This window comes from Pseudomonas sp. LFS074 (genome assembly GCF_047978165.1).
Lineage (GTDB): Bacteria > Pseudomonadota > Gammaproteobacteria > Pseudomonadales > Pseudomonadaceae > Aquipseudomonas > Aquipseudomonas putida_P.
The window spans coordinates 112,856-128,083 of record NZ_JBFPFV010000001.1 but is presented as its reverse complement, the minus strand read 5'-3'; the positions used below and the strand labels follow the sequence as shown (position 1 = coordinate 128,083).

General features: G+C 56.7%; 8 protein-coding genes and 4 rRNA genes. 5 read left to right on the top strand and 7 right to left on the bottom strand.

Going from position 1 to position 15,228, the window contains the following annotated elements; genetic code table 11:
• Nucleotides 1–81: 81 nt before the first annotated feature.
• On the top strand, nucleotides 82–2,457 hold the full coding sequence (locus ACNQP3_RS00625) for a TonB-dependent siderophore receptor (RefSeq protein ID WP_264316694.1): 2,376 nt from the start codon (nucleotides 82–84) through the stop codon (nucleotides 2,455–2,457).
• Nucleotides 2,458–2,523: 66 nt separating this feature from the next.
• On the opposite strand, the gene rrf (ACNQP3_RS00620) is transcribed toward ACNQP3_RS00625, so the two are convergent.
• The 6 genes from rrf (ACNQP3_RS00620) to ACNQP3_RS00595 all read right to left on the bottom strand — a co-directional run bounded on the left by rrf (ACNQP3_RS00620) (nucleotide 2,524) and on the right by ACNQP3_RS00595 (nucleotide 10,692).
• A 5S ribosomal RNA gene (gene rrf, locus ACNQP3_RS00620) occupies nucleotides 2,524–2,639 on the bottom strand.
• 109 nt (nucleotides 2,640–2,748) lie between these two features.
• Nucleotides 2,749–2,864, bottom strand: a 5S ribosomal RNA gene (gene rrf, locus ACNQP3_RS00615).
• 136 nt (nucleotides 2,865–3,000) lie between these two features.
• Nucleotides 3,001–5,893, bottom strand: a 23S ribosomal RNA gene (locus ACNQP3_RS00610).
• 278 nt (nucleotides 5,894–6,171) lie between these two features.
• Nucleotides 6,172–7,708 (bottom strand): 16S ribosomal RNA (locus tag ACNQP3_RS00605).
• The 16S, 23S and 5S rRNA genes sit together here, the layout of an rRNA operon.
• Before the next feature lie 568 nt (nucleotides 7,709–8,276).
• Entirely contained in the window at nucleotides 8,277–9,497 is a 1,221-nt protein-coding gene (locus tag ACNQP3_RS00600) for a CaiB/BaiF CoA transferase family protein (protein ID WP_012269963.1), read from the bottom strand.
• 13 nt (nucleotides 9,498–9,510) lie between these two features.
• On the bottom strand, nucleotides 9,511–10,692 hold the full coding sequence (locus ACNQP3_RS00595; RefSeq protein WP_012269962.1) for an acyl-CoA dehydrogenase: 1,182 nt from the start codon (nucleotides 10,690–10,692) through the stop codon (nucleotides 9,511–9,513).
• A gap of 161 nt (nucleotides 10,693–10,853) precedes the next feature.
• On the opposite strand from ACNQP3_RS00595, the gene ACNQP3_RS00590 reads away from it, so the two are divergent.
• Nucleotides 10,854–11,771 (top strand): LysR family transcriptional regulator, encoded by a 918-nt coding sequence (locus ACNQP3_RS00590; protein WP_012269961.1) that lies wholly within the window; start codon nucleotides 10,854–10,856, stop codon nucleotides 11,769–11,771.
• A gap of 12 nt (nucleotides 11,772–11,783) precedes the next feature.
• Here ACNQP3_RS00590 and ACNQP3_RS00585 read toward each other — a convergent pair whose 3' ends face one another.
• A complete protein-coding gene (locus tag ACNQP3_RS00585) occupies nucleotides 11,784–12,197 on the bottom strand; it encodes a hypothetical protein (protein ID WP_141729060.1) in 414 nt (137 codons plus the stop codon).
• On the opposite strand from ACNQP3_RS00585, the gene ACNQP3_RS00580 reads away from it, so the two are divergent.
• From ACNQP3_RS00580 to ACNQP3_RS00570, 3 genes are read left to right on the top strand one after another with little or no spacing between them, the layout of a single operon-like run.
• Nucleotides 12,190–13,311 (top strand): Re/Si-specific NAD(P)(+) transhydrogenase subunit alpha, encoded by a 1,122-nt coding sequence (locus ACNQP3_RS00580; protein WP_012269960.1) that lies wholly within the window; start codon nucleotides 12,190–12,192, stop codon nucleotides 13,309–13,311. The genes ACNQP3_RS00585 and ACNQP3_RS00580 overlap by 8 nt on opposite strands.
• A gap of 11 nt (nucleotides 13,312–13,322) precedes the next feature.
• Nucleotides 13,323–13,637, top strand: a complete 315-nt coding sequence (locus ACNQP3_RS00575; RefSeq protein WP_003256966.1) for an NAD(P) transhydrogenase subunit alpha — start codon at nucleotides 13,323–13,325, stop codon at nucleotides 13,635–13,637.
• 2 nt (nucleotides 13,638–13,639) lie between these two features.
• Nucleotides 13,640–15,076 (top strand): NAD(P)(+) transhydrogenase (Re/Si-specific) subunit beta, encoded by a 1,437-nt coding sequence (locus ACNQP3_RS00570; protein ID WP_003252919.1) that lies wholly within the window; start codon nucleotides 13,640–13,642, stop codon nucleotides 15,074–15,076.
• Nucleotides 15,077–15,228 lie beyond the last annotated feature (152 nt).

The following is a 15,228-nucleotide window of genomic DNA, read 5'->3' as shown; positions in this document are numbered from 1 at the left end:
TTCAGCCCGAATGATTTTCGACCAGTCCTGCAGTCCGCTTACTTACGCCATGCCATACGGGCTGCTCTGTTTGGTACCGCCATGGGCCTGGCAGCTGTTGCGCAACTGTCCGTTGCGGCTGAAACAGCCCAAGTGAGTCATCACTATGCAATACCGGCCGGCCAACTGGCCGATGTATTGAACCAGTTCGCTCGCCAGGCCGGCATCACCCTGTCCAGTACGCCTCAGTTGACCGATCGCCTGCAATCCAACGGCCTGCAGGGGCAATACGCCATTGATCACGCGCTGCGCCAGTTGCTTAATGGCAGCGGGCTGGAAGCTGTCAGCCAGGACGGACGCAACTATGTGCTGCAGGCACAGCATCAGGACGCAGCCCTGGCATTGCCAGACACCGATGTCCGTAGTTTCTCTCTGGGCAACGCCTTGGGCAGCATGGAGGGTTACAACGCCACGCATAGCCAAGTGGCGACCAAGACCAGCATGCCACTGGTGGAGACCTCCCAATCGGTCTCGGTAGTAACTCGCCAGCAGATGGACGATCAGGGCTCTCAGACCGTTGCCCAGGCCATGCGCTACACGCCTGGGGTACTGACCAACCCCTACGGTGCCACCCATCGCTACGACTATGTGGCCATGCGCGGCTTCAACGACGGCTCGGTGGATAACATCTACGTCGATGGGCTCAAGTCCATGGGCGACAATGGCACTTACAGCACCATGCAGGTGGACCCGTACTTCCTTGAGCGCATCGACATTCTCAAGGGGCCGTCTTCAGTACTCTATGGGCGAAGCTCGCCGGGCGGCCTGGTAGCCCTTACCACCAAGAAGCCACTGCTCACCCCTTTCCACCAGGTTCAAGCCACGGTCGGCACCCAGGGCCAGCGGAGCATGGGCTTCGACTTCAGTGGCCCTGTAGATGATGACAAGCGTATTGCGTATCGCCTGACAGGTTTGGCGGATGCTTCGGACACACAGTTCGACCACAACAAGGAAGAACGCTATACCATCGCCCCGGCCATCAGCGTCGACTTCACCGAGGACACCTCGCTCACACTGCAGGCTTACCTGCAGCACGACCCTAACGGCGGGTACCACGGCGGCAACCCTGCTGACGGTATGCTGCATAAGCGCAACGGCTTGCGCTTGTCGGACCACTTTTTCGAGGGTGAGCCGGGTATCGATAATTACGAGCGCACCCAGCAGTCCTTCAGCTACCAGTTCGAGCATCGCTTCAACGATGTGTTCACCGCGCGGCAGAACTTCCGCTACCAGGATTCCGACGTGTCCATGGACCAGGTGTACTCGGCCGGCTGGGCGGATGCCGACAGCAACATTCTCAACCGCGCCTATACCGGCGGCGACGAGCGCCTGCATTCGTACATCATCGACAATATGCTGCAGGCGGAATTCTTCACCGGCGCTGCCAAACACACCCTGCTGCTGGGCGCAGACTACCAGCGACGCAAAGCCGATGTCGCATGGTGCTATGGCACGGTCGACCCGCTGAACGCCGGCAACCCGCAATACGGCAATGGCAACCTTCAGGTACTGGGCGAAAACCGCTACCAGCGGCGCTTGCAGCAAACAGGTGTGTATCTGCAGGACCTGGTGGAGGTCGACCAGTGGCGATTCTCCCTTGGGCTTCGCCAGGACTGGGTGAAGGTGTCCGAGGAGAATCGCGACAGCGACACCAAGGTCAGCGATCAGCGCTCCAGGTTTACTACCCGGGCCGGGGTGCTCTACCTGTTCGAGAATGGCATTGCGCCTTATGTCAGCTACTCGGAGTCGTTCAATCCCAATACCGTGTCCGACCAGCAAGGCCGCCCGCTGGCACCGACCGAGGGCACTCAGTGGGAAGCCGGCATCAAGTATCAGCCTCCGGGCAGCGACAACCTGTTTACCGCATCGGTGTTCCGTATCGAGCAGGAAAACCTGGCTTCGAAGCAGCCTGACGAAAACTTTTATCGCCCGGTAGGTGAAGTACGCTCGCAAGGGCTGGAGCTAGAGGCTCATGTGCAGCTGAGCGACAGCCTGAAACTGCTGGGTGGCTATACCTTCACCGATATCGAGTACGCCAAGTCGATGCCGAGCCTGGTGTCGGCCAGCCTGGACAATGAAGGCAACGCGCCAACCCAGGCACCGAAACAGATGTTCTCGCTGTGGGCTGACTATAACTTCCACCAAGGGGCTCTGGATGGACTGCGGCTGGGCGGTGGGGTGCGATATGTGGGCTATAGCTGGGTGGATGCGGAAAACAGCATGAAGGTGCCTTCCTACACCCTGTTCGACGCTTCGATCGGCTATGACCTGGGGAAGGTGGGTCTGACGGGTGTGGATGTGCGGCTGAACGCAAACAACCTTACCAATGAAAGCTACATTACCTCATGTGCCAGCCTGAACTACTGCTACATGGGTGAAGAGCGCAATGTGAGCGCTACGGTCAGCTATCAGTTTTGAGCGTTATTGAAACTCGGAAAAGACAAAGCCCCTGTCTGCATCGCAGACAGGGGCTTTGGGTTTGAATCTTGACGATGACCTACTCTCACATGGGGAAACCCCACACTACCATCGGCGATGCATCGTTTCACTGCTGAGTTCGGGATGGGATCAGGTGGTTCCAATGCTCTATGGTCGTCAAGAAATTCTGTGTGCTGGCCCGTCCTTCGGACGTGCCTGCGAATCTCTGTAGTTCCTACTTAAAGACAAAACCCCTACCTGCATGTGCAGATAGGGGTTTTGCGAAATGAATCTTGACGATGACCTACTCTCACATGGGGAAACCCCACACTACCATCGGCGATGCATCGTTTCACTGCTGAGTTCGGGATGGGATCAGGTGGTTCCAATGCTCTATGGTCGTCAAGAAATTCTGTAGCCAGAATGTCCAGATGGACAGCCCAGCGAATTCGGATATGTGATTGTGTGGTTCGTTGCGAACTTTCGGTTCGTATCATCTTCACCACCGCAATTTGGCTGACGCGCAAATTGCTTGGGTGTTATATGGTCAAGCCTCACGGGCAATTAGTATTGGTTAGCTCAACGCCTCACAGCGCTTACACACCCAACCTATCAACGTCGTAGTCTTCGACGGCCCTTTAGGGGATTCAAGATCCCAGTGAGATCTCATCTTGAGGCAAGTTTCCCGCTTAGATGCTTTCAGCGGTTATCTCTTCCGAACATAGCTACCCGGCAATGCCACTGGCGTGACAACCGGAACACCAGAGGTTCGTCCACTCCGGTCCTCTCGTACTAGGAGCAGCCCCTCTCAAATCTCAAACGTCCACGGCAGATAGGGACCGAACTGTCTCACGACGTTCTAAACCCAGCTCGCGTACCACTTTAAATGGCGAACAGCCATACCCTTGGGACCGGCTTCAGCCCCAGGATGTGATGAGCCGACATCGAGGTGCCAAACACCGCCGTCGATATGAACTCTTGGGCGGTATCAGCCTGTTATCCCCGGAGTACCTTTTATCCGTTGAGCGATGGCCCTTCCATACAGAACCACCGGATCACTAAGACCTACTTTCGTACCTGCTCGACGTGTGTGTCTCGCAGTCAAGCGCGCTTTTGCCTTTATACTCTACGACCGATTTCCGACCGGTCTGAGCGCACCTTCGTACTCCTCCGTTACTCTTTGGGAGGAGACCGCCCCAGTCAAACTACCCACCATACACTGTCCTCGATCCGGATAACGGACCTGAGTTAGAACCTCAAAGTTGCCAGGGTGGTATTTCAAGGATGGCTCCATGAGAACTGGCGTCCCCACTTCAAAGCCTCCCACCTATCCTACACAAGCAAATTCAAAGTCCAGTGCAAAGCTATAGTAAAGGTTCACGGGGTCTTTCCGTCTAGCCGCGGATACACTGCATCTTCACAGCGATTTCAATTTCACTGAGTCTCGGGTGGAGACAGCGCCGCCATCGTTACGCCATTCGTGCAGGTCGGAACTTACCCGACAAGGAATTTCGCTACCTTAGGACCGTTATAGTTACGGCCGCCGTTTACCGGGGCTTCGATCAAGAGCTTCGCTTGCGCTAACCCCATCAATTAACCTTCCGGCACCGGGCAGGCGTCACACCCTATACGTCCACTTTCGTGTTTGCAGAGTGCTGTGTTTTTAATAAACAGTCGCAGCGGCCTGGTATCTTCGACCGGCATGGGCTTACGGAGCAAGTCCTTGACCCTCGCCGGCGCACCTTCTCCCGAAGTTACGGTGCCATTTTGCCTAGTTCCTTCACCCGAGTTCTCTCAAGCGCCTTGGTATTCTCTACCTAACCACCTGTGTCGGTTTGGGGTACGGTTCCCAGTTATCTGAAGCTTAGGAGCTTTTCTTGGAAGCATGGTATCAACCACTTCGTCGCCTAAAGGCAACTCGTCATCAGCTCTCGGCCTTAGAATCCCGGATTTGCCTAAGATTCCAGCCTACCACCTTAAACCTGGACAACCAACGCCAGGCTGGCCTAACCTTCTCCGTCCCTCCATCGCAATAACTGGAAGTACAGGAATATTAACCTGTTTTCCATCGACTACGCTTTTCAGCCTCGCCTTAGGGACCGACTAACCCTGCGTCGATTAACGTTGCGCAGGAAACCTTGGTCTTTCGGCGTGCGAGTTTTTCACTCGCATTGTCGTTACTCATGTCAGCATTCGCACTTCTGATACCTCCAGCAAGCTTCTCAACTCACCTTCACAGGCTTACAGAACGCTCCTCTACCGCATCACCAAAAGGTGATACCCGTAGCTTCGGTGCATGGTTTGAGCCCCGTTACATCTTCCGCGCAGGCCGACTCGACTAGTGAGCTATTACGCTTTCTTTAAAGGGTGGCTGCTTCTAAGCCAACCTCCTAGCTGTCTAAGCCTTCCCACATCGTTTCCCACTTAACCATGACTTTGGGACCTTAGCTGACGGTCTGGGTTGTTTCCCTTTTCACGACGGACGTTAGCACCCGCCGTGTGTCTCCCATGCTCGGCACTTGTAGGTATTCGGAGTTTGCATCGGTTTGGTAAGTCGGGATGACCCCCTAGCCGAAACAGTGCTCTACCCCCTACAGTGATACATGAGGCGCTACCTAAATAGCTTTCGAGGAGAACCAGCTATCTCCGAGCTTGATTAGCCTTTCACTCCGATCCACAGGTCATCCGCTAACTTTTCAACGGTAGTCGGTTCGGTCCTCCAGTCAGTGTTACCTAACCTTCAACCTGCCCATGGATAGATCGCCCGGTTTCGGGTCTATACCCAGCGACTAAACGCCCTATTAAGACTCGCTTTCGCTACGCCTCCCCTATTCGGTTAAGCTCGCCACTGAATATAAGTCGCTGACCCATTATACAAAAGGTACGCAGTCACCTAACAAAGTAGGCTCCCACTGCTTGTACGCATACGGTTTCAGGTTCTATTTCACTCCCCTCTCCGGGGTTCTTTTCGCCTTTCCCTCACGGTACTGGTTCACTATCGGTCAGTCAGTAGTATTTAGCCTTGGAGGATGGTCCCCCCATATTCAGACAAAGTTTCTCGTGCTCCGTCCTACTCGATTTCATTGATAAGAGATTTTCGTGTACGGGGCTATCACCCACTATGGCCGCACTTTCCAGAGCGTTCCACTAATCTCAAACCAACTTAAGGGCTGGTCCCCGTTCGCTCGCCACTACTAAGGGAATCTCGGTTGATTTCTTTTCCTCAGGGTACTTAGATGTTTCAGTTCCCCTGGTTCGCCTCTTGCACCTATGTATTCAGTACAAGATAACCAGCTTATGCTGGCTGGGTTCCCCCATTCAGAGATCTCTGGATCACAGTCTGTTTGCCGACTCCCCAAAGCTTATCGCAGGCTACCACGTCTTTCATCGCCTCTGACTGCCAAGGCATCCACCGTATGCGCTTCTTCACTTGACCATATAACCCCAAGCAATCTGGTTATACTGTGAAGACGACATTCGCCGAAAATTCGCACGTCGCTCTTTCGAGCAGAACTCACAAATTTTACCTTAGCCTGATTAACCAGCAGTGAAACTGGCCATCAGTCTATTTCTATCACATATCCGAATTTTTAAAGAACGATCTGACAAAAGTCAGAAATCAACATTCGCAGGGAATGCTCATTTCTGAGTTCTGATCAGCAAATGAATCAAGCAATTCGTGTGGGAGCTCATCAGTAGGCTGATGTCGTCGATTAAGGAGGTGATCCAGCCGCAGGTTCCCCTACGGCTACCTTGTTACGACTTCACCCCAGTCATGAATCACACCGTGGTAACCGTCCTCCCGAAGGTTAGACTAGCTACTTCTGGTGCAACCCACTCCCATGGTGTGACGGGCGGTGTGTACAAGGCCCGGGAACGTATTCACCGCGACATTCTGATTCGCGATTACTAGCGATTCCGACTTCACGCAGTCGAGTTGCAGACTGCGATCCGGACTACGATCGGTTTTGTGAGATTAGCTCCACCTCGCGGCTTGGCAACCCTCTGTACCGACCATTGTAGCACGTGTGTAGCCCAGGCCGTAAGGGCCATGATGACTTGACGTCATCCCCACCTTCCTCCGGTTTGTCACCGGCAGTCTCCTTAGAGTGCCCACCATAACGTGCTGGTAACTAAGGACAAGGGTTGCGCTCGTTACGGGACTTAACCCAACATCTCACGACACGAGCTGACGACAGCCATGCAGCACCTGTGTCAGAGTTCCCGAAGGCACCAATCCATCTCTGGAAAGTTCTCTGCATGTCAAGGCCTGGTAAGGTTCTTCGCGTTGCTTCGAATTAAACCACATGCTCCACCGCTTGTGCGGGCCCCCGTCAATTCATTTGAGTTTTAACCTTGCGGCCGTACTCCCCAGGCGGTCAACTTAATGCGTTAGCTGCGCCACTAAAATCTCAAGGATTCCAACGGCTAGTTGACATCGTTTACGGCGTGGACTACCAGGGTATCTAATCCTGTTTGCTCCCCACGCTTTCGCACCTCAGTGTCAGTATCAGTCCAGGTGGTCGCCTTCGCCACTGGTGTTCCTTCCTATATCTACGCATTTCACCGCTACACAGGAAATTCCACCACCCTCTACCGTACTCTAGCTTGCCAGTTTTGGATGCAGTTCCCAGGTTGAGCCCGGGGCTTTCACATCCAACTTAACAAACCACCTACGCGCGCTTTACGCCCAGTAATTCCGATTAACGCTTGCACCCTCTGTATTACCGCGGCTGCTGGCACAGAGTTAGCCGGTGCTTATTCTGTCGGTAACGTCAAAACAGCAAGGTATTAGCTTACTGCCCTTCCTCCCAACTTAAAGTGCTTTACAATCCGAAGACCTTCTTCACACACGCGGCATGGCTGGATCAGGCTTTCGCCCATTGTCCAATATTCCCCACTGCTGCCTCCCGTAGGAGTCTGGACCGTGTCTCAGTTCCAGTGTGACTGATCATCCTCTCAGACCAGTTACGGATCGTCGCCTTGGTGAGCCATTACCCCACCAACTAGCTAATCCGACCTAGGCTCATCTGATAGCGCAAGGCCCGAAGGTCCCCTGCTTTCTCCCGTAGGACGTATGCGGTATTAGCGTTCCTTTCGAAACGTTGTCCCCCACTACCAGGCAGATTCCTAGGCATTACTCACCCGTCCGCCGCTGAATCGAAGAGAAAGCTCTTCTCATCCGCTCGACTTGCATGTGTTAGGCCTGCCGCCAGCGTTCAATCTGAGCCATGATCAAACTCTTCAGTTCAATACTGCTTGGGTTTTTAAGAAACCCTAAACTTGGCTCAGCAATCTCAAATGACTATGTGATTTCTCGCATGGCCACTTGTGATGCTGATAATCTTTTTGACTATCAGTCCGTACTCACAAGCACCCACACGAATTGCTTGATTCAATTTGTTAAAGAGCGTTTGGTTAAGAGCTTTTCGTCTCAACCGAGGCGCGCATTCTACGCTTTCCTCAGAGTCTGTCAAGCGTTTATTTTGAAGTTTTTTGCGAGAAACTCGTTTAGCTTCAAACACTTGGCTCGCTGCGATCTCTCGTAGCGGGAGGCGAATCATACAGCACCAAGAAGCGCTGTCAACCACCATTTCAACCGCTTGCGATCATTCGATCGTAGCCCTTCCAACACCACCTTAACTACTTAACTCATTGAATCTCAAGGAGTTTGTCGTTCCGATGTCGCTGGAAGTGGGGCGCATTATAAGGGGATTCGAAACCCCGTCAACCTTTAATTTCAAGAAACCTTCATATCGCTGAAAAGCAAAGCGGGGAGGCCTGACGGCCTCCCCGCTTTTCAGTGCAACCCGCGGCTTCTAAAGTACACCAGCGCCGCGTAGTCGCTGCAGCTCGCCGGCACCCAACCCCAACACTTCCCCCAGCACCACGTCGGTATGCTCGCCCAACAGTGGCGGCGCCCGGCGATACTCCACCGGCGTCTCCGACAAGCGTATCGGGCTCGCGACCTGCGGTACGCTACCCGCCAACGGATGCGCCATACTTACCGCCAGCCCTCGCGCCAGCACCTGGGGGTCCTGGAACATCTGCGCCAGGTCATTGATTGGCCCACACGGCACCCCTGCAGCTTCCAGCTGGCGCACCCATTCAGCCGTGGTCTTGAACACCGTGGCTTGGCGTATCAGTGGAATCAGCTCGGCCCTGTTCGCCACCCGCAGTTTATTGGTCACAAAGCGCGGGTCATCCGCCCATTGCGGCTGCCCGGCCACTTCGGCGAACTTGCGGAACTGGCTGTCATTACCCACGGTAAGAATGAAGTCTCCATCCGCCGTCGGGAAATCCTGATAAGGCACTATGTTGGGATGCGCATTACCCAGCCGGCGAGGCGAGGTGCCTGTGGTCAGATAGTTCATTGCCTGATTCGCCAGGCAGGCCACCTGCACATCGAGCAATGCCATATCGACATGCTGGCCGACCCCGGTCTGATCCCGGTGGGCGAGGGCAGCAAGCATGGCAACCGTGGAATACAGTCCGGTCAGAATGTCGGTAAGCGCTACACCCACCTTCACCGGCCCTGCACCTGCCTCACCTTCTGGGCGACCGGTCAGGCTCATCAGCCCACCCAGCCCCTGGATCATGAAGTCATAGCCAGCGCGCTTGGCATATGGGCCGGTCTGGCCGAAGCCCGTAATGGAGCAATAGATAAGCTGTGGGTTGACTGCCTTCAGGCTCTGGTAGTCCAGGCCATAGGCAGCCAGCCCACCCACCTTGAAGTTCTCGATGACGATATCGCACTTAGCCGCCAACTCACGCACCAGGCGCTGCCCCTCGGGCTGGGTAAAGTCGATGGTCACCGAACGCTTGTTGCGATTGGCCGACAGGTAGTAGGCCGCCTCGCCGGTGTTCTCACCCTCGACATCCTTGAGGAAGGGTGGCCCCCATGAGCGGGTATCGTCGCCACTGCCAGGGCGCTCGACCTTGATCACGTCAGCGCCAAGGTCAGCGAGAATCTGGCCAGACCACGGGCCGGCCAACACGCGCGAAAGGTCCAGCACCCGCAGATGTGATAGCGCGCCCATGGACTGCTCCTTATTAATAGAAGGCCTGGATACCGGTTTGCGCACGCCCCAGAATCAGCGCATGCACGTCATGAGTACCTTCGTAGGTGTTGACCACCTCCAGGTTGACCAGGTGGCGAGCCACACCAAACTCGTCGGAGATGCCGTTGCCACCGAGCATGTCGCGCGCCATACGGGCGATATCCAGCGCCTTGCCGCAGGAGTTGCGCTTCATGATCGAGGTAATCTCCACTGCAGCCGTTCCTTCGTCCTTCATGCGCCCCAGGCGCAGGCAGCCTTGCAGCGCCAGCGTGATTTCCGTCTGCATGTCGGCCAGCTTTTTCTGGATCAATTGGTTGGCGGCCAACGGGCGTCCGAACTGTTGGCGGTCCAGGGTGTATTGGCGGGCGGTGTGCCAGCAAGCTTCAGCGGCACCCAGCGCCCCCCAGGAAATACCGTAGCGAGCCGAGTTCAGGCAGGTGAACGGGCCTTTGAGGCCACGTACATCCGGGAAAATGTTCTCGTCCGGCACGAACACATTGTCCATGACGATTTCGCCAGTGATCGAGGCGCGCAGGCCGACCTTGCCATGGATCGCCGGAGCACTGAGGCCCTGCCAGCCTTTCTCCAGCACGAAGCCACGGATATCGCCCTCATCGTCCTTGGCCCAGACCACGAACACGTCGGCGATGGGGCTGTTGGTGATCCACATCTTGCTGCCGGTAAGACGGTAGCCACCGTCCACCTTCCTGGCCCGGGTAATCATCGAGCCCGGGTCGGAGCCATGGTTAGGTTCGGTCAGGCCGAAGCAACCGATCCACTCGCCACTCGCCAACTTGGGCAGGTACTTCTGTTTTTGTGCCTCGGTGCCAAATTCGTTGATCGGCACCATCACCAGCGACGACTGCACACTCATCATCGAGCGGTAACCTGAGTCGATGCGTTCCACTTCGCGGGCAATCAGGCCATAGCACACGTAATTCAAACCGCTGCCACCGTACTGCTCGGGAATGGTTGCACCCAGCAGGCCGATTTCACCCATCTCGCGGAAGATCGCCGGGTCGGTCTGCTCATGACGGAAAGCCTCGAGCACACGTGGGGCCAGCTTGTCCTGGGCGAACTGATAAGCGCTGTCACGCACCATGCGCTCTTCCTCAGTGAGCTGCTGATCCAGCAGCAGCGGGTCGATCCAGTTGAAGCTTGCTTTACCGGCCATGAGCGAAATCCTCGTAATAGGGGGCAGTTTCTTGTGCCTTTGAGCCTAGGCTTGATCAGCCGCCGGGACAAACGAGGATTGCGCACCAATTAGTGATAATTTGTCACTTCGTAAATCGGCAAAACGCCATATTGACAGCCTTACAAGTGAGGTTGACGTACATGCGCCGCAAGATCCCCAGTACCGCCGCTCTGGTTTGCTTCGAAGCGGCGGCACGTAACGAAAGCTTTACCAAGGCTGCCCAGGAACTCGCCCTGACCCAAAGCGCCGTCTGTCGGCAGATCGGTGGGCTAGAAGCCTTCCTTAATGTGGAACTGTTCCGCCGCTCGCGCAGGGGCGTGAAGCTTACCGAAGCCGGCCTGTCCTACAGTCGCCAGGTGGCCACCCAGCTGGACGCCGTGGAACGCGATACCTTGTCGGTGATGCGCCTGCAGGGCGCCAATGTGATCGAGCTGGCGGTGGTGCCGACGTTTGGCACTCAATGGCTGCTACCACGGCTCAAGGACTTCCAGCAGCGCCACCCAGAGGTCACGGTCAATCTCACCAACCGCACCCGGCCATTCCTGTTTGCGGACACAACCTTCGATGCCGCCATCTATTTTGGTGATGCCGATTGGTCTGGCACCCAGTCGCACAGGCTGATGGGGGAAAACCCAGTACCGGTGTGCAGCCCGGTACTGCTGGATGGGCAGGGCAAGCTCGAGGCACGCCACATCGCGCAGCTTCCCCTGCTGCAGCAAAGCACGCGCCCCTATGCCTGGCGGCAATGGTTCGGCAGCGTAGGTATGAATGTTGAACGCGACATGACAGGCCCGCGCTATGAACTATTCTCGATGCTCGCCCAGGCGGCCATGCACGAAATGGGCATTGCCCTGATACCGCCGTTCCTGATCCAGCGAGAGCTGGAGGAGGGTAGGCTGGTGGTCGCTAACAGGCATGCCCTGAGTAGCGACAAGGCTTACTATCTGATGATTCCCGAACGCAAGGTAGAGTCAGCATCGCTACGTGCGTTTCGCGACTGGCTGGTGAGCCAGGCCCAGGCATACACAGGCAAAACAAGAACAAGTGCGACAAATTGACTCTGTAGTCAATTATTTTAAACACCTACAGATATATGTATTTGTCGCTTTTTCGAAAACTGTAATGCAGGCATAAAAATACCCTTTAACCCTGCTTAACACGCGGCTTTGCGGGTTATTTTGCGACATCCACCAATCCGTAAGCGAATTCTTCGCATTTTTTTTGTTTTTTTCTCCTAATCTGCCAATAGCCCATGCTTGACGGGCTGCAGCCTTATCGCTGCGACAAGCGGTCACAGGGTGACTTGTAGTTTTAACTTCGTTTCGCTCCAGAACCGGTTGAAGGCCTCTGGGTTCGTCTGCAAAATGCTTCGCCCGCCCGGTATCCGGCGGGCCGGCGCTCCACAGCCGCCCCAGCTCACCATCCGAAGTGTGCTGGCTTTTACAAAGACAAAAGGTCACCGCAGGAGAAATAGTCGTGCACATTGGTGTTCCTCTCGAGACGCAGACCGGTGAGACAAGGGTCGCTGCGACCCCCGAAACCATCAAGAAACTGATTGGCCAGGGCCATCAGGTCACCGTCCAACGGGGTGCAGGGCTCAACGCCGCCATTCCGGACAGTGCCTATGAGGCCGTGGGTGCTTCCCTGGGGAGCGCAGCCGACGCCTACGGCGCCCAATTGGTACTCAAAGTGGTCGCCCCCAACGACCAGGAATTGGCCCTGATCAACAGTGGCAGCCTGCTGGTGGGCATGCTCAACCCGTTCAACAGCGAACTGATCGGCAAGATGGCCGAACGCGGCATCACCGCTTTCGCCCTGGAGGCCGCGCCGCGTACCTCTCGGGCGCAAAGCCTGGATGTGCTGTCGTCGCAAGCCAACATCGCCGGTTACAAGGCCGTGTTGCTGGCAGCCCATCACTACCCACGCTTCATGCCCATGCTGATGACCGCTGCCGGTACCGTTAAGGCCGCACGCGTGCTGATCCTCGGCGCGGGCGTTGCCGGCCTGCAGGCCATTGCCACGGCCAAGCGCCTGGGTGCGGTGATCGAAGCATCCGATGTACGCCCAGCCGTGAAGGAGCAGATCGAGTCGCTGGGCGCCAAATTCATCGACGTGCCCTATGAGACCGACGAAGAGCGCGAGTGCGCCGAAGGCGTCGGCGGCTACGCCCGACCCATGCCGGCCAGCTGGATGCAACGCCAGGCCCAGGCCGTGCACGAACGCGCCAAGCAGGCCGATATCGTCATTACCACCGCGCTGATCCCCGGGCGCAAGGCACCGACCTTGCTCAGTGCCGAAACCGTGGCGCAGATGAAGCCCGGCTCGGTGGTCATCGACCTGGCTGCGGCCCAGGGCGGCAACTGCCCACTGACCGTTGCCGACCAGGTGGTGCAGGAAAACGGCGTGACCATCGTCGGCCCGACCAACCTGCCTGCGCAGGTGGGTGCCGATGCCTCGGCGCTGTACGCGCGCAACCTGCTGGACTTCATGAAGCTGCTGTTCGACAAGGACGGCGCGCTGGTCATCAACCTCGAAGACGACATCGTCGCGGCCTGCCTGATGTGCCGTGATGGTCAGGTCGTCCGCAAGAACGGCTAAGGAGCACGACAATGGAAGACATGCTGATTTCTCACGGCATCTACAACCTGATCATCTTCGTGCTGGCCATCTATGTGGGCTACCACGTGGTGTGGAACGTCACCCCGGCGCTGCACACCCCGCTGATGGCGGTTACCAACGCCATTTCGGCGATCGTCATCGTCGGTGCCATGCTGGCTGCCGCGCTGACCGTGACCCCGGCTGGCAAGCTGATGGGCACGCTTGCCGTGGCCCTGGCCGCAGTCAATGTGTTCGGTGGCTTCCTGGTCACCCGCCGCATGCTTGAAATGTTCAAGAAGAAAACCAAGAACGAGGCGCAGAAGTAAGCATGAGCATGAATCTGGTAACGCTCCTCTACCTCGTCGCCTCGGTGTGCTTCATCCAGGCGCTCAAGGGCCTGTCGCACCCGACTACCTCGCGGCGTGGCAACCTGTTTGGCATGATTGGCATGGGGCTCGCCATCCTTACCACGGTTGGCCTCATTTATAAGCTAGGTGCAGAACTGGCCACCGCCGGCATCGGCTATGTCATCGTCGGCCTGCTGGTCGGTGGCACCGCCGGCTCGATCATGGCCAAGCGCGTCGAGATGACCAAGATGCCGGAGCTGGTCGCTTTCATGCACAGCATGATCGGCCTGGCGGCGGTGTTCATCGCCATCGCCGCCGTACTCGAGCCGCAGTCGATGGGCATCGTTGCCGCCATCAGTGACCCGATCCCTACCGGCAACCGCCTGGAGCTGTTCCTCGGTGCTGCCATCGGTGCCATTACCTTCTCCGGTTCGGTGATCGCCTTCGGCAAGCTGTCGGGCAAGTACAAGTTCCGCCTGTTCCAAGGCGCTCCTGTACAGTTCGCGGGCCAGCACAAGCTGAACCTGATCCTCGGCCTGACCACCATCGCCCTGGGCCTGCTGTTCACTTTCACCGGTCATTACAGTGCCTTCACCCTGATGCTGGTCCTGGCCTTCATCATGGGCGTGCTGATCATTATTCCGATCGGCGGCGCCGACATGCCGGTGGTGGTGTCGATGCTCAACAGCTATTCGGGCTGGGCAGCGGCCGGTATCGGCTTCTCCCTGAACAACTCGATGCTGATCATCGCAGGCTCCCTGGTGGGCTCGTCCGGTGCCATCCTCTCGTACATCATGTGCAAGGCGATGAACCGTTCGTTCTTCAACGTCATCCTCGGCGGCTTCGGTGGCGATACCGACACTGGCGCGGCGCAAGGTTCGCAAGAACAGCGCCCGGTGAAATCTGGTTCGGCTGACGATGCCACCTTCCTGCTCAGCAATGCCGACAGCGTAATCATCGTCCCAGGCTACGGCCTGGCGGTGGCCCGTGCCCAGCACGCATTGAAGGAGCTTACCGAGAAGCTGACCCACAACGGCGTAACCGTGAAGTATGCGATTCACCCAGTGGCGGGCCGCATGCCCGGGCATATGAACGTCCTGCTGGCCGAAGCCGAAGTGCCATACGACCAGGTGTTCGAGATGGAGGACATCAACGCCGAGTTCGGACAGGCCGACGTGGTGCTGGTGCTGGGCGCCAACGATGTGGTCAACCCGGCGGCGAAGAACGACCCCAAATCGCCAATCGCCGGCATGCCGATCCTCGAAGCGTTCAAGGCCAAGACCATCATCGTCAACAAGCGCTCCATGGCCAGCGGCTATGCTGGCCTGGACAACGAACTGTTCTACTTGGACAAGACCATGATGGTGTTCGGTGACGCCAAGAAGGTCATCGAGGACATGGTCAAAGCAGTGGAGTGACAACGGCCGCTGCAAACCAGCTGATATAAAGGAAGCCCCGGTCAGAATCTGTCGGGGCTTTCCTTTTATTGATCCGGATCAACGGCTCTACTTCAAGGCTTCTCATACGACCATGGTCGTGGGACGGCAATGGGCGAAATCTCTAGACTGCG